Annotated in this window: 16 protein-coding genes and 1 pseudogene; 7 read left to right on the top strand and 10 right to left on the bottom strand. The window is 38.3% G+C overall.

Annotated features, from left to right (window positions below):
* Window positions 1–12 precede the first annotated feature (12 nt).
* The 5 genes from ttcA (at window position 13) to AC6H0A_RS02210 (ending at window position 7,035) form a co-directional block, all read left to right on the top strand.
* Window positions 13–954: a tRNA 2-thiocytidine(32) synthetase TtcA gene (ttcA, locus tag AC6H0A_RS02230; protein WP_005641921.1), complete on the top strand. Its 942-nt coding sequence runs from the start codon at window positions 13–15 to the stop codon at window positions 952–954.
* A gap of 1 nt (window position 955) precedes the next feature.
* On the top strand, window positions 956–1,285 hold the full coding sequence (locus tag AC6H0A_RS02225; RefSeq protein WP_005641918.1) for a TusE/DsrC/DsvC family sulfur relay protein: 330 nt from the start codon (window positions 956–958) through the stop codon (window positions 1,283–1,285).
* Window positions 1,286–1,392: 107 nt separating this feature from the next.
* Window positions 1,393–1,602, top strand: a complete 210-nt coding sequence (locus AC6H0A_RS02220; RefSeq protein WP_005631673.1) for a TOBE domain-containing protein — start codon at window positions 1,393–1,395, stop codon at window positions 1,600–1,602.
* Window positions 1,603–1,827: 225 nt separating this feature from the next.
* Entirely contained in the window at window positions 1,828–4,152 is a 2,325-nt protein-coding gene (locus tag AC6H0A_RS02215; RefSeq protein ID WP_253181217.1) for a TonB-dependent receptor plug domain-containing protein, read from the top strand.
* A 102-nt stretch (window positions 4,153–4,254) separates the two neighbouring features.
* On the top strand, window positions 4,255–7,035 hold the full coding sequence (locus AC6H0A_RS02210) for a M16 family metallopeptidase (protein ID WP_005641913.1): 2,781 nt from the start codon (window positions 4,255–4,257) through the stop codon (window positions 7,033–7,035).
* A 122-nt stretch (window positions 7,036–7,157) separates the two neighbouring features.
* Here AC6H0A_RS02210 and thrS read toward each other — a convergent pair whose 3' ends face one another.
* Complete coding sequence (thrS, locus tag AC6H0A_RS02205; protein ID WP_005641911.1) at window positions 7,158–9,089, bottom strand: threonine--tRNA ligase; 1,932 nt, start codon at window positions 9,087–9,089, stop codon at window positions 7,158–7,160.
* A gap of 285 nt (window positions 9,090–9,374) precedes the next feature.
* Between thrS and AC6H0A_RS02200 the strand changes: the two genes are divergently transcribed.
* Window positions 9,375–9,956 (top strand): FMN-dependent NADH-azoreductase, encoded by a 582-nt coding sequence (locus tag AC6H0A_RS02200; RefSeq protein ID WP_005641909.1) that lies wholly within the window; start codon window positions 9,375–9,377, stop codon window positions 9,954–9,956.
* A 71-nt stretch (window positions 9,957–10,027) separates the two neighbouring features.
* Here AC6H0A_RS02200 and topA read toward each other — a convergent pair whose 3' ends face one another.
* Complete coding sequence (gene topA / locus AC6H0A_RS02195; RefSeq protein ID WP_005641907.1) at window positions 10,028–12,634, bottom strand: type I DNA topoisomerase; 2,607 nt, start codon at window positions 12,632–12,634, stop codon at window positions 10,028–10,030.
* A 95-nt stretch (window positions 12,635–12,729) separates the two neighbouring features.
* Here topA and AC6H0A_RS02190 point away from each other — a divergent pair, with 95 nt between their 5' ends.
* Window positions 12,730–13,647 carry a LysR family transcriptional regulator gene (locus tag AC6H0A_RS02190; RefSeq protein WP_005641905.1) on the top strand — a complete coding sequence of 306 codons (918 nt, stop codon included), beginning with the start codon at window positions 12,730–12,732 and terminating at the stop codon, window positions 13,645–13,647.
* 61 nt (window positions 13,648–13,708) lie between these two features.
* Here the strand turns inward: AC6H0A_RS02190 and pntB are convergent, their stop codons facing one another.
* From pntB to AC6H0A_RS02150, 8 genes and pseudogenes are all read right to left on the bottom strand, one after another.
* Window positions 13,709–15,133: a Re/Si-specific NAD(P)(+) transhydrogenase subunit beta gene (gene pntB / locus AC6H0A_RS02185; RefSeq protein WP_005641904.1), complete on the bottom strand. Its 1,425-nt coding sequence runs from the start codon at window positions 15,131–15,133 to the stop codon at window positions 13,709–13,711.
* Window positions 15,134–15,143: 10 nt separating this feature from the next.
* A complete protein-coding gene (gene pntA / locus AC6H0A_RS02180) occupies window positions 15,144–16,682 on the bottom strand; it encodes a Re/Si-specific NAD(P)(+) transhydrogenase subunit alpha (protein ID WP_005631652.1) in 1,539 nt (512 codons plus the stop codon).
* Window positions 16,683–16,978: 296 nt separating this feature from the next.
* On the bottom strand, window positions 16,979–17,230 hold the full coding sequence (locus AC6H0A_RS02175; RefSeq protein WP_044232899.1) for a hypothetical protein: 252 nt from the start codon (window positions 17,228–17,230) through the stop codon (window positions 16,979–16,981).
* A gap of 195 nt (window positions 17,231–17,425) precedes the next feature.
* Window positions 17,426–17,838, bottom strand: a pseudogene (locus AC6H0A_RS02170) (immunity protein RhsI2 family protein).
* A 23-nt stretch (window positions 17,839–17,861) separates the two neighbouring features.
* Window positions 17,862–17,975 (bottom strand): hypothetical protein, encoded by a 114-nt coding sequence (locus AC6H0A_RS02165; protein WP_497512345.1) that lies wholly within the window; start codon window positions 17,973–17,975, stop codon window positions 17,862–17,864.
* Between the two features lie 11 nt (window positions 17,976–17,986).
* A complete protein-coding gene (locus AC6H0A_RS02160) occupies window positions 17,987–20,476 on the bottom strand; it encodes a hemagglutinin repeat-containing protein (RefSeq protein ID WP_497512343.1) in 2,490 nt (829 codons plus the stop codon).
* Window positions 20,477–20,549: 73 nt separating this feature from the next.
* Window positions 20,550–20,996, bottom strand: coding sequence for a DUF6392 family protein (locus AC6H0A_RS02155; RefSeq protein ID WP_497512341.1), 447 nt, complete (start codon window positions 20,994–20,996; stop codon window positions 20,550–20,552).
* On the bottom strand, window positions 20,993–24,307 hold the full coding sequence (locus AC6H0A_RS02150; RefSeq protein WP_497512339.1) for a hemagglutinin repeat-containing protein: 3,315 nt from the start codon (window positions 24,305–24,307) through the stop codon (window positions 20,993–20,995). Before AC6H0A_RS02150 ends, AC6H0A_RS02155 begins: the two co-directional genes overlap by 4 nt.
* Window positions 24,308–24,716 lie beyond the last annotated feature (409 nt).

Raw genomic sequence — 24,716 nt, 5'->3', positions numbered from 1 at the left:
AAAGATAACAAAATGAGCGATTTAACCCAGTTAGCCCAACAAGAAAAAAAACAAACCTATAATTTCAATAAATTACAGAAACGCCTTCGCCGTAACGTAGGCAACGCTATTGCAGATTTTGGTATGATCGAAGATGGCGATAAAGTCATGGTGTGTTTATCCGGAGGCAAAGACAGTTATACGCTTCTCGATATTTTGTTGAATTTACAGCAAAGCGCGCCGATTAAATTTGATATTGTGGCAGTAAACCTCGATCAAAAACAACCAGGTTTCCCTGAGCACGTATTGCCTGAATATTTGGAAAGTATTGGCGTCGATTATAAAATTGTACAAGAAAATACTTACGAAATTGTGAAAGAAAAAATTCCAGAAGGAAAAACCACTTGTTCGCTCTGCTCTCGCCTACGCCGTGGAATTTTATATCGCACAGCCACAGAACTTGGTGCAACCAAAATCGCTTTAGGACACCACCGAGACGATATGTTAGCGACACTATTTTTAAATATGTTTTATGGCGGCAAAATGAAATCCATGCCACCTAAATTGATTTCTGATGATGGCAAACAAATTGTGATTCGTCCGCTTGCTTACTGCAAAGAAAAAGATATTGAGAAATATGCCATTGCAAAAGAATTTCCGATTATTCCTTGTAACCTATGTGGCTCACAACCAAATCTTCAACGCCAAGTGGTAAAAGAAATGCTTAATACTTGGGATCGCCAATATCCGGGACGCTTAGAAACCATGTTTAGCGCAATGCAAAACATTACATTGTCACATATGTGTGATCCGAAATTATTTGATTTCAAAGGCATCAAACATGGGCAACTAATTGATGGCATTGAAGGCGATACCGCATTTGATGAAGAACGAATCACGCCAATGCAATTTGAAGATGAAGATCAAACCGATTTTTCAAACAACGAAATGATTAACTTTAAAGAAGTAAATTAATATGTTGAATATCAATGGAATGGAAGTTGAAACTGACAAAGATGGTTATTTGCTTAATAGTCAGCAATGGAACGAAGATGTCGCTTGTGCTATTGCTCAGGTAGAAAGTATTGAATTAACTGATGCACATTGGGAAGTGATTTACTTTGTGCGAGACTTTTATCAAGAATATAACACCTCTCCAGCCATCCGCATGTTGGTAAAAGCTATGGCTGAAAAGCTTGGTGAGAATAAAGGTAATAGTCGTTATTTGCAACGTTTATTTCCTGAAGGTCCCGCAAAACAAGCCACAAAATTAGCAGGCTTGCCGAAACCTGCCAAATGCCTATAAAAGTGCGGTCAATTTTTTGAAAATTTTAAACGCTGGGTTTATTTACGACTTGCTTCTTGTAAGATAAAATCTAGGCTCTTTTAAACCCTAACTAACAAGGAAATGTTATGAAAATTAGTGCAAGAAACCAATTAAAAGGTAAAGTTGTTTCAATCGAAAACGGTTCAGTAAATGCGATCGTTCACATTGATATCGGTGGCGGTAATGTGCTTTCTTCTACTGTATCTTTAGCAGCAGTTAAAGAATTAAACTTAGAAGTTGGTAAAGAAGCGTACGCAATCATCAAAGCAACTTCTGTAATGGTTGGCGTGGAATAGTTTCTTCCATAAAAACAGAATTGAATATAACCGCACTTTTAAAGTGTGGTTTTTTTATACTTTCTCTTTCACTAGCACCTATTTTGAAGTATATCTTGCATTTAATAATGCATGAAAATACAATTATAATAGTTATCATTTATATCTTTAGTAAGGGAGTATATTATGCATCAAAAGAAACCGTTAATGTTGTTATTCTGCTCAACATTTGTTAGCCCATTTATTATGGGGCAAACTGTTGAAACAACCAACAAAAATATATTGCCCGAAATTGTTGTGTATGGTGACAACAATAAATCGCTTTCTTCCATTAAAACGCTCTCTTCTGCTGAGATAAGTAAAACGCCCACATCAAACGGTAATATCACTGATTACCTTCGTTCTAACCCCCATATTCGTTATGAAAATAGCGACCAAAATGGTTTTCAACGTGGTGAAATCAAACCTGAAAATATTTCAATTAACGGTGCCGATCCAAATCAAACCGCCTATTTTGTTGATAATGTCAATATAAATAATGATCTTGCTATTGATAACAGTATTTTTGACGGTTCTATGCAAGTTGTTCCAGGAATTAGTCACACTCAAGCTTATTTTTTTGATGCGACTATGCTTTCTAAAGTGGAAGTACAAGATAGTAATATTTCTGCTAGCTTGGGGGACTTTATGGGGGGTGCCGTTATCGCTAAAACGAAACAATATAGTGGCACTGATAGCATAAAACTTAAATATCGCACTACGCGTTCATCTTGGGCAAAAATGAAAGCAGATAGCGCAGCGCAAAAAATACTAAAGTTGGTACGTCCAGATGATGTAGGAGTGGCAGAGTTACAACCTAAATATGATAAACAAACATTCAGTGTTGTAGCCGAAAAAAGTCTAGGTGACAATATGGGGATGGTTTTAGGCTATAGTCGTAGAATATCGTCTATTGAACAAAATCGTTTGATTGGTTACAAAACAGCAACCACAGAAGCACAACTAGATAAGCAAAATCATCAACGACTTTCCGATAATCTTTTATTAAATTTCAATTGGACACCGCAAGAAAAAGAGCGTATTGAACTCGGTTTACGTTATTCAAATTATAAAGAATTGAAATATTTCAAGGAAAATATAGATAACAATGTAAGCGATTATCATCAAGCATTGGGGGCAACGCTTGCTTGGGTGTATTCATTTGACTCTGGCGTTTGGACAAATACCTTAGCATACGATCGTTTTAAGGATAAGCGTAAATCATCTACAGATTATGTAGAAATTATATCTGTGTTAGATGAAAATTATAATCAACTTTATGATTATGAAAAAGGCGGATATGGAAACAGTCAATTAATTCAAGATAATTTACATTTTTCTACTGAATATGCAATGGAACCTTTTCATTTAGGTTCTACCGAGCATTCTATTTCTATTGGAAGCATTTATCAGGCAACAAAATATCAATTCTATCGTCCAAAAGATGTTCATTCAAAAGTGGGGCAGGTAATTTTAGATGCAAATAGAAATAATCCAAGAGAAATGATATTGTCGGAGAGCACAACATCAAAAGGTCGTGTAAAAACCACCTATCAGAATATCGTGGCTTATACTGAAGATCTAATAAAATGGAATAAATTTGAATTGCGTCCTGGTATTCGTATTGAACGTGATGATTATTTAAAAAATAATAATATCGCCCCGCGCTTTGTTGCACGTTATCACCCTTGGGACGATACAGGATTTACACTGGGTTTAAATCGTTATTACGGTCGTTCTTTTGCTTCTTTAAAATTAGCCAATAGAATCTTAAAGATTAATGATGATTCAACACGTCAGCATCAGAACTTTTCATCCCTTAAAACACCTTATGCAGATGAATTAAGCTTAAGTTTTGATCAGAATATGGGTAATTTGGCACTCAAACTTGGTTATATTCATCGTGATAATAAGAATCGCATTATGTTGAAGAAAGAAGCGACAAAAAGTTTTTATATTAATGGTCATAACTTTGGTGTTGATGTTTATACTTTCCAACTTAACAATATTGAACCCTGGAAATTGGGTAAAATTTATTGGACAACATCACTCGGTTTTGATTGGCTAAATACAAAACGAGCAGATGTAAGTAATGAATTTGATCCAAATGAACCCGTCTATTTAGACGGAAAATTAATGACTCGTAGTCAAATGCTACAACAAGTTAATAGCAGTACAGAAGATTGGATTGCTCGTTTAGGTATTGATATGGAGATGCCAGATTACAATATCACTTGGTCTAATAAAGTGTATATGAAAGCCCCAATTCGTAGCTATGAGGAACTTGATAGCGATGATAATGGCATTTCACGCTTCCGTAGCTATCACTATGGCAGACATACACAATGGGATAGTAGCATTCGTTGGCAACCGACAATTCTAGGTAAACATAATGTCTATTTGCAAGTAGATATTTTAAATGTGCTCAATAAAACACGTAAAAATAAAGTCACTGCTATTTCCACCAGTGATGAATATGGTGTCTATACGCCTGGGCGTGAATTTTGGCTAGAAGTTGGCTATCAATTCTAATTTTCTTCAATGTATAGGGCTTGTGGGCTTTGAAACATCCGCGAGCCCTACTCTACACTCGTTTTACTTAGCGTAGAGTTTTCTTTTTTCTAGGTAAAAATAATGAAAAAAACAACCGCACTTTTTTTACTCATCTTTTCATTAATTGCTTGTCAATCACTGAATCCATCGCCCAATAGTGATTTACCTTTTGATCCAAATATTCACCACGGTAAACTATCAAATGGTCTACAATACTTTGTATTAAAAAATACTGAACCCAAAGAACGCGTTTATATTCGATTAGTGATCAATGCAGGGTCAATGCATGAAGATGACGATCAAAAAGGCATTGCTCATTTAGTTGAACATATGGCATTTAATGGCTCAAAGAAATACCCAGAAAATCAAATTATTAATGTGTTAGAAAAACTTGGAATGAAGTTTGCACGAGATATTAACGCTTTCACTGATTTTGAAAATACAGTCTATACTTTAAATTTAGATAACAACAATCAGCAAAAATTAGAATTGGCTTTTGATGTCATCAATGAATGGATGAATAATATTACTTTTTTACCTAAAGATGTAGATGGCGAACGTGGTGTAGTACAAGAAGAATGGCGAAGACGTTTAAGCCCAATGTTACGTATTGGCAATAAGAAAAGTGCTATTGAAATGGCGGGTTCTCGTTATGTGTTGCGTGATCCTATTGGAGATATGGATATTATTAAAACAATTTCAGCTAAACGCGTAGCTGATTTTTACCATAAATGGTATCGACCAGATAATATGTCAATAATTATTGTAGGCGATATTGATACAAAACAAGTAGTAAAATTATTAAAACAAAGCCTATCCCAAGAAAATCCAATTACTAAAACAACATTGGAAAAAATTGATTTTAATATTCCTCTTATCAACAAATGGCGACTAGATTCTATTTCTGAACAAGGCACAACAATTCCGAGTATTGAATTAAGTTTTTTTGAAAATACAATTGAAACCAATACATTAGCGAGTTATAAACAAGAATTAATTCAGCAAATAACTACTCGATTACTTAATTTACGTTTACAGCAATGGGAAAAGGAAACAGAAAATGGCGTAGATTCTGCGAATTTTTATCGTACTCATTTAGGTAAAGAAACGTTACAAAGCATTTTTTCTCTCCAGCTTATAGATACACAATATTCAAAAACGATAGATAAATTATTTGCCTTTATCGCCAGTATAAAACAACAAGGTTTTACCCAAAGTGAATTAAGCGGCGAGATTAAACGCTTAACTCAACTCAATGAAAAACAATTAAATATTCGTTCTGGTAGTTTAAAAATTGCCGATGATCTCATTACTTCTGTAGCAAATAAGCAAGTGGTATTGAGCGTAAATGATCGTTATGAACTCAATAAACGTTTTTTATCCCAAATTACATTAGCTGATTTACAACGCACGTTAAATCAAACCTTAGCATTAAAAGCAAAATTATTATTAATCACTCAACCTTTGCCACAAAAAGCCTTGCCTTTTGATGTTGCAGAAATAGAAACTCGTTGGAATAATGCAATGGAAATGCAACAACACCAATGGGATGAAAAAAAACAAATCGAAAAATTACCGCACTTAACATTTAACACAGGCTCACTTTCTCAAGAAAAATACTGGGATCGCGGCGATATTTATGAATTTCGTTTAAGTAATGGAAGTAAATTGATCTACCACTATAGTGACAAAACTCCAAATCAAGTACATTTTCGTGCTGTTACTCAAGGTGGTTTACGTTCTATCCCAGATAAGGACTATCACTTATTGCGTGCAGCCGTTAGTGTAGTTGATGAAACAGGTGTTGGAGAACTTTCTCTTTCTGCGGTTAATCAAATTTTTTCGCGCGATCCATTGGTGATTGCAACTGTGATTGATGATGATAAACAAGGTTTTACTGGTGTATCTAAACCTAAAGATTTGGAAAATTTACTGACATTGTTTCGCTTAAAATTACGTTCTTCTCCTATATCCGATCTTGCCTTAGAAAAATATCGACGTGAAACCCGTGATTATTTCAAACAGATTGATTTAGAAACACAATTTATGAAAGCCGTTTCAAAATTACGTTTTCCAAATATTGAAACTGTTTATACTCAAAAACAAGCACAGCAATTAGCATTTGATAAAAACCAATTAAGTAACGCTTATCAACGTTATATTTTAGATAAAACAGATTTTACCTATTTTATTATTGGCGATATTGAACTTAATCAAGTAAAGAAATTGGCAGAACGTTATTTAGCTTCTGTTGAATCAAAAACTCAGATACGTCACTTTGTCCCGACTATTATTCATACACCAACTCAATCATTTATTATGAATGGCTTGAAAGAACCGAGAGCTGATGTAGAAATATACCTTACCGCAGATAATACTTGGCGAGCGGAACAAAAATATTTATTCAATATTCTTGCAGATATTGTGCAAGAAGAATTACGCTTAACTCTACGTGAAAAAGTTTCTGGTATTTATTCTGTAAATAGTTGGTTTATGCAAGATGTTCATGCACCACAAATTGAGGGAAAAATTGAATTTAGTTGCTCTCCCCTCCGAGTAGAGGAACTTACACATCTTACAAATCAGGTACTAGATGATATTGTGAAAAATGGCATTGATGAAAACTTATTACGTAAAAAACTATCGGAACAACATACTCAGATTCGACGTGAATTTGATTCTTTAGTTTCAATTGCTTCAATTATTGAAGAAAGTTACTGGCAAAAAGGTAGTCCAGATGTCATTTATACCTATCAACATTTAGATCAGTTAGCGATAAAAGCCACAATAGACTCATTGGCGCAAAAAGCCCTAAAAAAATCAGGCAGATTTGTCAGCGTATTAAAAGCAACTACTGATTAGAAAATAAATGAAATCTCAATAGATCTGAAAGAGATAAAAATAACGGTGATCGATTAAACGATCACCGTTAAATTGAAACTACTGTTTAACCAGTAGATTATATTGGTTACTTTCGAAAAATATTACTCTTCATTCAATAACTTTAATTCACGACTTCTTACTTGATTTTTCAAGATTTCCGCAAATTCTTCCACAGTAAATGTACCTAAATCAGCACCTTTACGGGTACGTACTGCCACTTTACCTTCAGCGATTTCTTTATCACCACAAACAAGCATATAAGGCACTCGACGTAAAGTATGTTCACGAATTTTGAAGCCCACTTTTTCGTTACGTAAATCAGTTTTCACGCGTAAACCTACATCAGAAAGCTGTTTCGCAACTTTTTGTACATAGTCAGCTTGGCTATCAGTGATATTCATAACAACCGCTTGGGTTGGAGCTAACCATGCAGGGAAGAAACCTGCATATTCTTCGGTAATGATACCAATAAAGCGCTCAATAGAACCTAAAATCGCACGGTGAATCATGACTGGCGTTTTACGGCTATTGTCTTCTGCCACATAGGTTGCATCTAAACGACCTGGTAATGCGAAGTCTAATTGCACGGTACCACATTGCCATTCACGGCCAATGCTATCACGTAATGCAAATTCAATTTTCGGACCATAAAATGCGCCTTCACCTTCTTGAATTTCATATTCAAGACCGTTGTGCGCTAATGCAGCTGCAAGACCTGCTTCCGCACGATCCCACATTTCATCTGAACCGATACGATTTTCCGGGCGAGTAGAAAGTTTCACTGCGATATTAGTGAAACCAAAGGTGCTATAAATGTCGTACACCATTTTGATACAGCTAGTTACTTCGCTCTCAATTTGATCTTCAGTACAGAAAATGTGTGCATCATCTTGAGTAAAGCCACGAACACGCATTAAACCGTGTAAAGAACCTGATGGCTCATTACGATGGCAAGAACCAAATTCAGCCATACGGATTGGTAAATCACGGTAAGATTTTAAACCTTGATTAAAAATTTGAACGTGTCCTGGACAGTTCATCGGTTTAATTGCGTATTCACGGTTTTCAGATTGGGTTGTGAACATTAAATCTGCATAATTTTGCCAGTGACCTGTTTTTTCCCACAATACGCGATCCATCATAAATGGACCTTTTACTTCTTGATAATCGTATTGTTTTAATTTAGTACGCACGAACGTTTCAAGTTCACGGAAAATTGTCCAACCATCATTGTGCCAGAACACCATACCTGGAGCTTCTTCTTGCATATGATATAAATCTAATGCTTTACCAATTTTACGGTGGTCACGTTTTGCCGCTTCTTCTAAGCGTGTTAAGTATTCAGCAAGTTGTTTTTTATCCGCCCAAGCCGTACCATAAATACGTTGTAACATTTTATTTTTGCTGTCACCACGCCAGTACGCACCAGCAACTTTTTGTAATTTGAAATGCTGACAGAAACGCATATTTGGCACGTGTGGGCCACGGCACATATCAATATATTCTAAATGATGATATAACGCAGGCGTTGCAGTACGTTCAATGTTTTCATCTAAAATTGCCATTTTGTATGGCTCGCCGCGTTTTTCAAACGTATCACGCGCTTCTTGCCAAGTAACACGTTTTTTCACGACGTCATAATTGGTTTTTGCCAATTCCAACATACGTTTTTCGATTGCATCTAAATCTTCTTGCGTTAAAGAGCGGTCTAAATCAATGTCATAGTAGAAACCGTTTTCAATAGTTGGACCGATTGCCATTTTTACATCTGGGAATAATTGTTTAATGGCATGACCAAACAAGTGTGCACATGAGTGGCGAATAATTTCTAAACCATCTTCATCTTTAGCGGTAATGATTTCAAGCGTTGCATCTTGGTCGATAACATCGCATGCATCACGACGCTCACCATTTACACGGCCTGCGATAGTGGCTTTAGCAAGACCCGCACCAATATCTTGTGCGACTTCAAGAACAGAAACAGAATGATCGAATTGACGTTGGGAACCGTCAGGTAAAGTAATAATTGGCATTGTTTTTTCCTTATACAGTGGTCACCCATACGAAAGGTGACGTGTTCGTTTAAAATTCTATAAAAATTAACCGCACTTTTTGCCCTAGTTAGCTTCATTCCTACCATTGAACGAGCGAAATTAGGCAAAAAATGCGTGGCGAATTCTATCACTTTCTTAAGGTATTGTTAAATAAATGCACATATTTTACAGAAAGGAAATAATGTTTTTCTGACTAGGGGCTTTATATCCTAAAAATAAAGGCTAGAATAACCACACTTTTAAATACACTGTTAAGGAATAAAAATGAGCAACGTATTAGTATTAAAATCTAGCATTTCAGGAAATAACTCTCAGACTAATCAATTAGTTGATTATGCTGTCGAAAAACTACAAGGTAATAACATTATCGTACGCGATTTATCTCAACAACCGCTTCCATATTTTGATACTGCAGCTACAATTGCTGTGCGTGGGGAACCTAAAAACGATGAAGAAAAACAACTTCTTGCACTTTCCGATGAATTAGTCTCCGAATTAAAAAATGCAAAGACTCTGGTTATTGGTGCGCCAATGTATAATCTTGGCATCCCAACACAATTAAAAACTTATTTTGATTTTATCGCACGCCCACGCGTCACTTTTCAATATACGGCAGGCCCTGAAGAGTTATTAAAAGGTAAAAAAGCGATTGTGTTATGTGCATTTGGTGGGTTGTATGATGAAGAAAATTTAGTGACACAATATATGAAATCAATTTTAGGTTTTATTGGTATCACAGATGTGCAATTTGTTTATGCACAAGGCATTGGATTCGGACCAGAAGCAATTGAAAAAGCCCAAGCTTCTGCAAAAAATAAAATTAATGAAATTGTAGCCGCCCTTTAATCCTCAATAACCTACAAAACATAAGAAGATTTATTACAAAAAAAGTGCGGTGATTTACCGCACTTTTCTTCTTATTTTTTTCGTTCAACCCATTTTCCATTGGTGAAATCAACAATCCATTTCGTCGCTTTCCCATCTTTTTCAGAAGTCACATATTGTTTCTTCTCTTTACGACTAAAACGAACAATCGCTTCATTCCCCTCTGGGTCTTTTTGTGGTGCATCCGCTAAATAAGCCAATTTCTCAGGTAAACGCTCGCGATATTGCACTAGTTCTGCGATTTTAACTGGGCGCGTTTCGCGGGATTTCGGGAAGTTATGGGCGGACATAAATACACCACTCGCACCGTCACGCAATACAAAATATGCATCAGATTTTTCGCATTTTAACTCAGGGAAATGTACAGGCTCTTCTTTTGGAGGGGCAACTTCGCCATTTTTCAAAATTTTGCGCGTGTTATCACAATTTGTACATCCCATATACTTGCCAAAACGACCAAGTTTTAAATGCATATCCGCACCGCATTTATCACACTCAACAACAGGGCCATCATAACCTTTAATTTTGAATGAGCCTTCTTCAATCAAATATCCATCACAATTTGGATTATTACCACAAATATGGATCTTACGATGAGCATCAATTACATAGCTGTCCATTGCCGTTCCACATTTTGTACAACGTTTACGATCCATTAATGCTTTGGTTTCTGAAGATTCATCTAAAACATTCAATAATTCCGCTTCAGGAATTAAATTAATCGTTGTTTTGCACCGCTCTTTTGGCAGCAATGCATAACCTGTACATCCTAAAAATACCCCTGTACTTGCCGTACGAATTGCCATATTTCTGCCACAGGTTGGGCATTTAATATCTGTTTCCACAAGGCTATTTGGGCGCATACCGCCTTCAAGTTCATCCAATTCAGCTTTAGAAAGCTGACTAAAAAAATCCTTAAAGAATTGATTCAATTCAGTTTTCCAATTCACCGAACCAGAAGCAATTTTATCTAAGGTATCTTCCATATTCGCGGTGAAATCGTAATTCATTAATTCACCAAAAGACTCATTGAGGCGATCAGTCACAATCTCGCCCATCTTTTCGGCATAGAAACGACGATTTTCAGTACGAACATAACCACGTTCTTGAATGGTGGAAATAATTGCCGCATAAGTGGAAGGTCGGCCAATACCACGTTTTTCCAATTCTTTTACTAAGGCCGCTTCAGTAAAACGAGCAGGTGGTTTAGTAAAGTGTTGAGTGGGCTGCACTTCTTTTAAAGCAAGTTTTTCTGAAACAGCAACTAAAGGCAATTCTTGATCTTCAGGGTTTTTGCCTATCTGTGGTAATACTTTTGTCCAACCATCAAAACGTAAAATTCGGCCTTTTGCTTTCAAGGTATAATCGCCTGCGGAAACAGTCAATGTACTGCTATCATATTGTGCAGGCGGCATTTGACATGCTAAGAATTGACGCCAAATTAAATCATAAAGGCGTACCGCATCTTTTTCCATTCCCTCTAAAGATTCAGGCAATGCTCGAATGTCAGATGGACGAATAGCCTCATGCGCCTCTTGCGCATTTTCTTTACTAGAATAGAAATTTGGTTTTTCTGGTAAATATTGTGCACCAAAATGATTTTCAATATAGCTACGCGCCATATTCAGCGCATCTTGACTCAAATTAGTTGAATCCGTACGCATATAAGTAATGTAACCCGCTTCATATAAACGTTGGGCTAACATCATTGTTTTTTTAACGCCAAATCCCAAGCGAGTACTTGCAGTTTGTTGAAGTGTTGATGTAATAAATGGCGCTCGAGGGCGAGAACTTGTTGGCTTAGTTTCTAAATCTGTGACAACGTAATCTGAAACATTCAGAAAATCTACCGCACTTTGTGCTTCTTTTTGATTTTTTGGATCAAATTTCTTGCCTTTATAATCCGTGACATCCAAGCGTATAGCTTGCTTATTCTGATTATTCGTAAGGACGGCAACTTCCCAATATTCTTCAGGCTGGAACGCTTTAATTTCACGCTCGCGTTCTACTAATAATTTAACCGCAACCGATTGAACTCGACCAGCAGAAAGCCCGCGAGCGACTTTTTTCCAAAGTAGCGGAGATACCATAAAGCCCACTACTCTATCTAAAAAGCGACGAGTTTGTTGAGCATTGACACGATCCATATTTAATTGTTCAGGCTTTTCAAAAGCCTGTTTAATTGCATTTTTAGTGATTTCATTAAACACTACACGGCTAAATCGCTCATCATCGCCACCAATCACCTCACGTAAATGCCATGCAATCGCTTCCCCTTCTCTATCCAAGTCGGTTGCGAGATAAATATGATCTGCTTTTTTAGCAAGCGATTTTAATTCGGAAACCACTTTTTCTTTACCAGGCAAAATCTGATAATTTGCTTTCCAATCGTGATAAGGATCAATCCCCATACGTTTAACTAAGGCGTTACGTTCCTTCTCAGCCTTAATTTTTGCTTTTTCTTCGGCATCCATACCTTTGGTTGAAATTGGTTTAGCTTTTTCACCTGTACTAGAACCAATCGTCGGCAAATCACGAATATGTCCAACACTCGATTTCACCACATATTGGCTACCTAAATATTTATTGATGGTCTTTGCTTTTGCCGGCGACTCCACAATCACCAAGGATTTACTCATTTGATTACCTAATATCACTAGAATTTTGTAAAATTGGGGGTATAGTGCAAAGTTATGTAGGCAAAATCAAGCATTTTTTCAAAAAAGGTCTATAAATGGATAAACTCAACGCGATTTCTATTTTCTGCAAAGTCATTGAAACCCAAAGTTTTACATTGGCAGCAAAGCAACAAAATATTTCTGTGGCGATGGCAAGCAAATTAGTTTCACAGTTAGAAGAACATTTAAAAACACGATTGTTACAACGTACCACCAGAAAAATTATGCCTACTGAAGCGGGAATGATGTATTACCAACGCTGCCAAGGAATTTTGCTTGATTTAGATGAAGCAGATTCTAGCATCACTCACCTTACCAGTTCATTACAAGGAAATTTACTTATTTCTGTTCCTCGTGATTTCGGTTTGCTTTTCATCGTACCGAATTTACCGCTATTTATTGCTGAACATCCCAATCTACATGTCGAAATTGAGTTTAATGACAAAAAAATTGACCTTGTGGCAGAAGGCTATGATCTTGCATTACGTATCGGCCATATGGCGGACAGTTCTCTTGTATCACGCAAAATCAGCACAAATACGCTACACTTTGTGGCATCACCAAGCTATCTTGAAGCGAATGGTATTCCACAAACACCTGATGATTTAGAACATCACAATGGCTTACTTTATAAAAATGTAATGAATCAAGTGAATTGGGTTGGCTCACGCATAAATCAAACACAACGTTTCAAAATCCAATCCAAAGTGGTAAGCAATAGTGGTTTAGCCTTATTAGAAATGGCAAAAGCAGGACTAGGCATTGTGAATTTACCTAGATTTATTATAGGTCAATCTCTCGAAAAAGGTGAACTGATTGAAATATTACCAGAATATAAACAACAAAAATTAGAAATTCATGTGGTCTATCCAAACAGAAGACATTTACCAATGAAAGTGCGGGCATTTATTGAATTTTTATCTGGCTTAGGCTTGTGTTCAGAAATTTTGGAAAATCCTGAAAATAGTCACTAAACGCCATAAAAAAATACCGCACTTAGGCAACCCCAAGTGCGGTTATTTTTATGCGTGTTTTTTATAATGCTTTTAAGATATCTTCAACACGATCTTTTGCATCACCAAAGAGCATTTGCGTATTCTCTTTGAAGAATAATGGGTTTTGTACGCCAGCGTAACCCACTGCCATTGAACGTTTGAACACAATCACATTTTGTGCTTTCCATACTTCCAACACAGGCATTCCCGCGATTGGGCTATTTGGATCTTCCATCGCAGCTGGGTTTACCGTATCGTTCGCACCAATAACCAATACCACATCAGTATCAGCGAAATCATCATTGATTTCATCCATTTCAAGTACAACGTCGTAAGGCACTTTCGCTTCAGCTAAAAGCACGTTCATATGGCCTGGTAAACGTCCTGCAACAGGGTGAATACCAAAACGAACGTTCACACCACGTTCACGCAATTTTGCCGTAATATCAGCGACTGGATATTGTGCTTGTGCAACAGCCATACCATATCCCGGAGTAATAATTACAGAACTTGCATTTTTCAACAATTCAGCCACTTCTTCTGCCGTAGTTTCACGGTGTTCGCCTTGTTCTTCGCTTGAAGAAACTTGAACATCGTTACCAAAACCACCTGCAATTACGCTCACAAATGAACGGTTCATTGCTTTACACATAATGTAAGAAAGGATTGCACCAGAAGAACCAACAAGCGCACCTGTTACGATGAGCAAGTCATTATTCAACATAAAACCTGCTGCGGCCGCTGCCCAACCTGAATAAGAGTTAAGCATTGATACCACAACTGGCATATCTGCCCCACCGATTGAAGCGACTAAATGCCATCCAAATGCAAGTGCGATCGCTGTCATTAATAACACAGGAAAAATGCTTTCTGGATTATTCAAGAATGCAACCATCAATAATGCAGATACCACAAGTGCGGCTAAATTTAATTTATGGCGATGCGGTAACATTAATGCTTTTGAATTAATTTTTCCGCTTAATTTACCAAATGCGACAACAGAACCAGTGAAAGTTACGGCACCGATAAAAATACCTAAAAATACTTCCACATTATGAATATTCGTTAATACCGATTGTTCAGCTACAAATGCGGCTTGTGCTGCTGCATCTAATCCTTCTGGCATTAATGCCTCATGGTGTAAACCATAGCTATTAAAGCCTACGAGTACAGCCGCTAAACCAACGAAACTGTGAAGAATCGCCACAAGTTCTGGCATTTCAGTCATTTCTACTTTTAATGCACGTTGAACACCGATTGCACCACCAATGATCATCGCAATAATGATCCAAAATGTTCCTTCAGAATGAGGTCCAAAAATGGTTGCGATAAGGGCAATTGTCATACCAACAATACCGAACCAACAACCCGCTTTAGCAGTTTCATGTTTAGAAAGTCCTGCCAAGCTCATAATGAAAAGTAATGCTGCTAAAATATACGCAGCCTGTACTAAACCTTCAGACATTGTGCGCTCCTTAACCTTTTCTAAACATTGCTAACATACGTTGTGTGACACGAAAACCACCAAAAATATTGATGCTTGCCACCAAAATCGCCACAAAAGCTAACGCATCGATAAATAGATTGCCTGTTGGCTGACGAATTTGTAATAACGCCCCTACAATAATAATGCCTGAAATTGCATTTGTTACCGCCATTAATGGTGTGTGAAGTGCATGGCTAACATTCCAAACCACGTAATAACCCACCACACAAGCTAAAACAAATACAGTGAAATGTGATAAAAATGCAGCTGGCGCAACAGAAGCTAACCAAAGAAATAACACACCAACACCAGCCATCACCCCGTATTTCACACGAGGATCTGTTGGTTTAGATTCTTTTTTCTCTGCCACTGGTGCAGCTTTGGTTTCTTGTTTTGGTTGTGCAGACACTTGAATTTGTGCTGGTGGAATTTCTTCCCCATCACGAACAACAGTCACACCACGAAGAACCACATCTTCAAAATCAATATTGATATTGCCATCTTTCTCTTTGCACAAAAGTTTTAATAAATTGACTAAGTTTGTGCCATAAAGTTGAGAAGATTGCGTTGGTAAACGGCTTGGGAAATCTGTATAACCAATCACTTTCACTTGGTTTTCAGTTGTAACAACTTTCCCTGCTTGTGTATATTCACAGTTACCACCAGTTGCAGCGGCTAAATCCACAATCACCGAACCAGGTTTCATTGAATCTACCATTTCTTTGGTGATTAAACGAGGCGCTGGTTTACCCGGAATGGCTGCCGTAGTAATAATAATATCGACTTCTTTAGCTTGTTCTGCATAAAGCTCCATCGCACGACGGTTAAATTCTTCCGACATTACTTTCGCATAACCATCACCACTGCCGCCTTCTTCTTTAAAATCAATTTCTAAGAAGCTTGCCCCCATACTTTGAACTTGCTCTTTCACTTCAGGACGAGAGTCAAAAGCACGAACTATCGCCCCAAGGCTATTTGCCGCACCAATTGCCGCCAAACCAGCTACACCAGCACCAATCACCAACACTTTTGCTGGTGGAACTTTACCTGCAGCAGTAATTTGCCCGGTAAAGAAGCTACCGAATTCATGCGCAGCTTCAATGACAGCACGATAACCAGAAATATTCGCCATAGAAGAAAGCGCATCCAATGCTTGCGCACGAGAAATACGAGGCACCGCATCCATTGCTAACACATTAATTTTCTTCGCTGTGAGTTTTTTCATTAACTCAGGATTTTGCATACGCCAAATAAAGCTCACAAGCGTTGCGCCTTCCTTCATTTGAGCGATTTCTTCATCTGTCGGTGCATTTACTTTGAAGATAATATCCGATTGCCAAATTTCAGCCGACGTACCGATCTTCGCGCCTGCCTCTAAAAATGCTTGATCTTCAAAACTAGCTTTAAAACCTGCATCGTGTTCCACGATCACGTCAAAGCCCAATTTCAATATTTGCTGAACCGTTTTCGGCGTTGCCGCCACACGGCTCTCATTCTCAAGCAGCTCTCTAGGTACACCAATTAACATACTGTTTCCCTCTGATTGATGATTGGGTTGATGAGATTAATGAACAAACCTTCGCCTATTCATCGTTAAAATGACAAAAAGTCAAACGGATATAACTGTATCATTGATTGAATAAAAATAGGTAACGTTTTTAAGTGGTTTTACAAGATATTGTGATAGGGATCACGAAAAATATCATATAAAAAACATCTCAAAAATTTACCGCTCTCCAGCGGAATAGTTACTCAACACCTCTTTATTAAAACGACTCTAATTTACCACTTTGACTTAGTGCAAGATCTGTTGTGATATCGGTTTTAATCGCCGCAATTTCTTCTTTTCCCCATCTTCTCATCAAAGCCCACTGAAAGTGCGGTGAGATTCACGTTATTTTTTGTTTGAACAAGTGTGCTGCCATTGCCGTCGTTAATAATATCTGCACCTTTAGCGTTCAGATTATTTGATGAGAGTTGTAACTGGCCCTCTTCTCCTTTCACATGGAAAACCGCTTTACGACCAAGCGTGGTTTGCTGGCGTTGAAAACCAGATAACGCTATATTTTCCAGCAAACTTTATTCGTGAGCTTGCCTCGGGATTTTGCTAACTCCGGAACTATAATAGATTGTAATGGTACAAGCGTAGACGCTTGCACCATCAGGGTGGGTTTCAATGGAATCTTTTGTATCACTGCCGATTTCGTTTGACTGCTTTCGCCTTCCTGCTTGTTGCTTAAGGTGCTGAATACCTATTCCATAAAACATTTTCTAAATGCTAACTGCCATTTCAACAACTAAATCTATTACATCCCCAGTTTTAAGCTCTTCAAGAATATAAAATATTGATACCTTTTTTCCTATTTTAAATAGTTTAAAGTCAGATTCATCATTTACATAAATACCAGATGACCATTTATTACCATTATCTAACATTAATTCAAATGAATTAAATCCTCTAATATCATCTTGACCAGCTTTATATAATCTAATTATCTCTCCGTTAATAATCCTATTTGGCACCCCCCCTTTTTAATATTCCCCCACCATTCATCAGAATTATATAAACCATATTTTCCTTTCAAACCAAATGGTTTATTGTTATCTAATGTTAATAATTGAACATTTCTTACATGTTCTTTATTTTTTAAATTATTCTGTTTTAAATCAAAAACAAGAATCATTGAACTATTTAACGATAAAAACATTACTTATCCTTATTTATTCTTTCAAAATTAATGATGCTATTATTAAATTTCTTCAAGGCTTCTGAAGATCCCAATCCTGTATTAACCACACCATTACCATTATTTATTCCCACTCTCCTTCCTTCTAACTTAAATTGAGCCTGATTATTATCAGCCCATCCTTAACTGAATAAGCTATTTTCCCATTCGTTGAATTTTTATAATTCTCAGGAGCATCAAGTTCGTTCTTGACAGTATAATACATCTCTTCATCACGAGAATGTTTTTCAGAACGCCAACCTAGCCAGTTCTTGCTCTCTTCTGGCAAGGTATTCACTGCTTGCGATCTTTGTACATCCGTACCTGCAAAAGGGAAATGACCATAATCTCGTTTTGGTACAGGATCATTAATTAAATATTCTGATTTAAAACGATTCTTAGCATTAACTGGCGATGTTGGCGATGCCAATTTATAACCAGATGAGGTATTACCCGTAACAGTTTCTATATAATAACGATCTACATAGCTTAAAAATGCCTCTCTTTCCTTGCTATTTAAGGAATTTGGATCTTTTCTAAATTTATCCAAGAGAACGTCACTACGTTGATCTGATTCAATTAAATCTCTAAACTCCAATTTTTCTTTGTTTGTTAATTTTTCTCCACGATGATATTTTGTTTTTAACGCATTTAATCTCGCTCTTGATGCATCACTCAAGAAATTATTCTCCACTGCCCTTTTAGCCGTCTCTGCCCCAGAAGTCGCCGCAAGGAAATTACCCCCTTGTTCCGCTGTGGTGCCATTCGCTTTCGCCGTCAATGCTGCAGCCAATCCGCCCGCCAATTGACTTAACGTGCTAATGTTTTCCTTCTCATTTGCCGTTAATTCACTCACAGGTTTGCCGTAAGCTCTCGCGATGATTTCAGCGGTTGCTTCACCCGTCACCCCTGCCACAGCGCCCGTCAATGGGTCTTTGCCTATCACTTGGAACTCTACCGCGGAAAGCAGCGCATGCGCCATCAGATTCGTCGCTTTGTCTTTTGCTGTATCGCCTGCCGTCATCTCGTGGATGGTTTTGTTGAGGTAAGGCGAAGCAAGGGCAACAAGACTGCCTGCGGTATCGTTTTGTGCCGCCGCTTGTAATGCTGCTGTCACGGCACGAATTGCCATGCCTTTTTCACTACCTATGCCGTAAGTGCGGTCGATTTCACCTTGCGTTTTCGTGATGTCGGCTTGAACATTTGTCAGTTGTTGCTTAATGGCGGCAAGCTGTTGTTCATTACCCGCTTGTTCCTTCAACGATTTTGCTTGCTCTTCCAGCTTAAACTTCTCAAGTCCTAGCTTGTTAATTTTCTCACGCTCATTATACGTGGCAATGCTTATCGCGTTGTTGCTGATGTCGCCTATCACCTTAGCCATTTCTTGGCGTTCTTGCACTTTTTGTAAATCTTGCTTTTCAACACGTTGATTCGCATTTTGGGTGTCCCGTGAAAGTACGGTCAGTTTTTCCGGTGTTTCGGTGTCTATCTGAATGTTGTCGCTGATAGCTGATTGGGTGGTGCTACGCGCGCTTTCATTGGTGTTACCTAATAAACTGAGGGTGGAGCTGATAGCTTGCATCGGGTTAATGCCTCCCGTGCCAGCCCCCATGCTCGCACTTTCGGTTTTAATCTCGCTTCGATTTTCAATATCGGTATGTGTGAGCGATTTTGTTTTAAAGCGGTTTTTACTTGCATCAGCATCGCTTTCGATGATGGCACCATTCAGTTGGGTATGGTTGTGGATGTTGGCATTCATGCCATCTTCACCCACACGAATACCCGCTTGTTCATTCACTTGCGCATAATCCACTTTCGCTTTGTTATAGGAGGCACTCACCGAGGCGCCACCGCCCGAACCATACGCTACCGAGCCACTTGCACTCGCACTCGTTTGTTTGGATTCGTATTTTTCCGTATCTTGGCGGCTCGTGACAGTGAGATTTTGAATCTCCGCTTCCCAACGTTTCGCTTTAAGATTTGCTGCATCAAGGCTGAGGTTTCCTGCTTCGCTATTGGTAATGAGCTTATCCGCTTGCAAGTGACTGTTTTGCCAACGTTCGCTATCCGAGTTAGATTTGCCCTTAGCACCATTTACCGAACCCTCAATACCAATTCCATAACTATTACCATTGGTTCCAACAAAAACGCCTACACTTCCCCCTACTGATTTATTTTTGGTATGTTGGTGCTCCTCGTCTTTTACACCTTTTATCTCAATCCCTTTTTTACCTGATAATGCCATCAATTTCGCATTCGCATCCACGCCTTCAAAGGTGAGTTTTTCATCGCGGGCTTTTACATTAAACGTACCTGTGCTCACCGTTGATTTTTGATGACTAATACTCTGGCTTTCGCTACTTTGCGTTTGTTTTTGGCTGCCATAACCAAGACTAATCTTCACACTTGGGCTGGATGTCGTCCCCGTATTCTGCATATTACCAGCACGTAAGGCATCTAAGGTTTCCGCTACCTTACCCACATTTTGAGCTGCCATTGTCGCTTCTTCCGCGGCTTTCACTGCATAAAGTGCCTTGAGTTTTCCATTGGTGACTTGTTGGCTGCGTTTTACACTGTTATAAGCAGCTTGTGCCATATCGGTTAATTTCAGTTTGTTTATTTTTAGTTAGATACAAGCACGCATCAGGAGATCTGAGCTATTGAGTGTCTCATTTAATAAACAATGTTATTTGAGAAAGCTCCTTTAACTCATTAAATTCAAAATGAACATACTTATTATTAATACTATACCTAATCCAATTATCAGAATAAGCTTCAGGCTTTCCAAATTTCACAATTAGATCATTTTGAGTAAATTTATTATCTAACTCCAAAAAAAGCTGTTCTAAAAAAGGGTACTCATAATACTCATTGTTATATTTATTTACATAAAAAAATATAGATTCCAAAAACTCACTATCATTATTTTTAGAAAAAACAAAATCAACTCCTCTTTTAAAAAAGTGAAAATAAGTATGTTGAATATTATCGCATTCAAAATACTCCACTTCAAAATCCATAGCCACAATAGAAATAGCTTTTAATATTAAGTTGCTACCTTGTTTTTCACCCAAAGCATTTAAAAAAATATTTATATCACCCACAAATTTTTTCATTTAATTCCTCTACTTTTATTTCTTATAATAATTTCATTTATTGCCTCTTCAACCGCTAAAGAATCATAACCTTTATCTATTAAAGATTTTCTCATATGATTAATATCACACTCTTGTGCGTAGCATAAATTACTAGCATCATTAACTATTTGAGCTTTTGTATTTTTTCCTCCATATGTTCTACTATTAATATGTGTATCTTTCGGTACAGCTATTGCTGTAGCCTCATCTCTTAATGTTTTTTCCTCAATAGGTGATAATTTTCGCCCCAACTTATTCTCTTTTTCCTTCTTCAAAGCAGCAAATGATGGAATGTGATCTAAATCAAGATTATCTCCAACAATTGAGCGTTGCTTTAAATTTTTATAGCTATTAACATCAAGAGCTTTAACATTTTCAAATTGTTTAATAGCCTCTTTTTGATACTTAAGAACATCCGTCGCATTTCCTGCTTTTTCTGCAGCCCTAGCCATCTGGTTGACTTTCTTAAAAGATTTTAGTGGAGGAAACACCGCTCCCACTGTAGCTAAAGCATAATCTATAGCATCCTCTGCTTCAGCAAATGATTTCGCATCACCTAAAACAGGGGTAAAATCAGCTAGAAAAGAGACAACATCTCCCGTTGCTTTCAAGTTATTAATCAATTTAGGATGACTTTTTGCAAATTGTTCAATTGCTCTTTTTTCTGCTTCACTAATTTTTTCTTGTGCTTTCGCACTAGCTCCCCAATCCTCCTGTGGATTATTTATTACTGATTCTAAAGAAAAATTATTCTCCACCGCCCTTTTAGCCGTCTCTGCCCCAGAAGTCGCCGCAAGGAAATTACCCCCTTGCTCCGTTAGGGTGCCATTCGCTTTCGCCGTCAATGCTGCAGCCAATCCGCCCGCCAATTGACTTAACGTGCTAATGTTTTCCTTCTCATTTGCTGTAAGTTGATTTGGCGTTTTATTATAGATTGCCTGCGTAAGGATTTGTGCAGTCACTTCTCCTGTCACCCCAGCCACTGCACCCGTCAATGGGTCTTTGCCTGTTACTTGAAACTCTACCGCGGAAAGCAGCGCATGCGCCATAAGGTTAGTCGCTTTGTCTTTTGCGGTGTCACCTGCCGTCATCTCGTGGATGGTTTTGTTGAGATAAGGCGAAGCCAGTGCAACAAGACTGCCTGCGGTATCATTTTGTGCCGCCGCTTGCAATGCTGCTGTCACGGCGCGAATCGCCATGCCTTTTTCACTACCTATGCCGTAAGTGCGGTCGATTTCACCTTGCGTTTTCGTGATGTCGGCTTGAACATTTGTCAGTTGTTGCTTAATGGCGGCAAGCTGTTGTTCATTACCCGCTTGTCCCTTCAAGGCTTTTTCTTGCTCTTCCAGCTTAAACTTCTCAAGCCCTAGCTTGTTGATTTTCTCACGCTCATTATACGTGGCGATGCTTATCGCGTTGTTGCTGATATCACCTATCACCTTCGCCATTTCTTGGCGCTCTTGCACTTTTTGTAAATCTTGCTTTTCAACACGTTGATTCGCATTTTGGGTGTCACGTGAAAGTGCGGTCAGATTTTCCGGTGTTTCGGTGTCTATCTGAATGTTGTCGCTGATAGCTGATTGGGTGGTGCTGCGCGCGCTTTCATTGGTGTTACCTAATAAACTGAGGGTGGAGCTGATAGCTTGCATCGGGTTAATGCCTCCCGTGCCTGCCCCCATGCTCGCACTTTCGGTTTTAATCTCGCTTTTATTTTCAATATCGGTATGCGTGAGCGATTTTGTTTTGAAATGGTTTTTACTTGCCTCAGCATCGCTTTCAATGATGGCACCATTCAGTTGGGTATGGTTGTGGATGTTAGCATTCATGCCATCCTCACCCACACGAATACCCGCTTGTTCATTCACTTGCGCATAATCTACCTTAGCTTTGTTATAGGAGGCACTGACTGAAGCGCCACCTCCTGAACCCTGTGCCACCGAGCCACTTGTGCCTGCGCTCGTTTGTTTGGATTCGTATTTTTCCGTATCTTGACGGCTCGTGACAGTGAGATTTTGAATCTCCGCTTCCCAACGTTTCGCTTTAAGATTTGCTGCATCAAGGCTGAGGTTTCCTGCTTCGCTATTTGTGATGAGCTTATCCGCTTGCAAGTGACTGTTTTGCCAACGTTCGCTATCCGAGTTAGATTTGCCCTTAGCACCATTTACCGAACCCTCAATACCAATTCCATAACTATTACCATTGGTTCCAACAAAAACGCCTACACTTCCCCCTACTGATTTATTTTTGGTATGTTGGTGCTCCTCGTCTTTTACACCTTTTATCTCAATCCCTTTTTTACCTGATAATGCCATCAATTTCGCATTCGCATCCACGCCTTCAAAGGTGAGTTTTTCATCGCGGGCTTTTACATTAAACGTACCTGTGCTCACCGTTGATTTTTGATGACTAATACTCTGGCTTTCGCTACTTTGCGTTTGTTTTTGGCTGCCATAACCAAGACTAATCTTCACACTTGGGCTGGATGTCGTCCCCGTATTCTGCATATTACCAGCACGTAAGGCATCTAAGGTTTCCGCTACCTTACCCACATTTTGAGCTGCCATTGTCGCTTCTTCCGCTGCTTTCACTGCATAAAGTGCCTTGAGTTTTCCATTGGTGACTTGTTGGCTGCGTTTTACACTGTTATAAGCCGCTTGCGCCATATCGGTCACTGGGGTACTCAAAGCAATCGTCACGCCAGATTGTTTATACTCATGCCCCTCTTTACGTTCAATAATATCTTTTCCCGCTTCCACCTTAACACTTGCGCCTTCAATATCAATCTGATTTGTGCGTGGTGTTATCATATCCGTACCAAGAACATTTGTATGATTACCCACACTCACCCTGATATTGCCATTCATTGAACCCAGCGTGCTACGTGCATCTGATTGTGTCCAACCTTCTGTTTCATAATCATGTTTTTCTGATTTCGAGCCAAAGGTAATGCCAATACCACCGCCCGTGAATACCCCTGACGTTTTCTTGGTTTCCACGCGCTTATTTTTGAAATGATTGGTATCTGCTGCAATATCAACATCATGTCCAGCCTGAATATGGAGATTATCATCTGCAATAGCCTGAATGCCTTTCGCCTTTACATCATGACCTGCTGAAAGCACGACGTTTTTACCGCTCACCTGTGTGCCGACTTGAGTAACGGAGTGTTGTTGGTCTAGGCTGGTTTTGGTCGTTCTAGCAAGGCTGCCACTTTTCGTTTTGTGAAACTCTTCAAAATCACGGCTTTCTTTTGCGCCATTCAACACAAGGTCGTTCTCCGCAATAGCCATTAACTTCGCTTCGCTCTCCAGCTCTGCACCTTCGGATAAAATATTTTGACTTGTTTTCCGCTTGGTAGCGTTACTACGCGAAGTTGGATGTGAAATTATAAGATTTGCTTAAAGATAAACAGCTCTGAAAATACAAAAAGTGCGGTCAATTTTTGAGAGGTTTTAAAACCCTTTGAAAATTGTCCGCATTTGATTTTTCCTACCCGCTTGTAAATAATTAAAAACGAGCTTTTATATAACACACTGCTAAAATTATTCCCAAAGTAAATTCAATATACTCCTGGGAATAATTTTTGAAAATTCTACAACACCTTACAATTTTTTCAAATAAAAGATAAATACACAAAATATAAATACCAATGGAAACGAATTTAGTATATTTAAAACATCCACATTGTGAAAATCAAAT

The organism is Haemophilus sp. THUN1692 (assembly GCF_059704395.1).
Note: the sequence above shows the minus strand (reverse complement) of the source record. Positions and strands in the feature narration are given on the sequence as shown.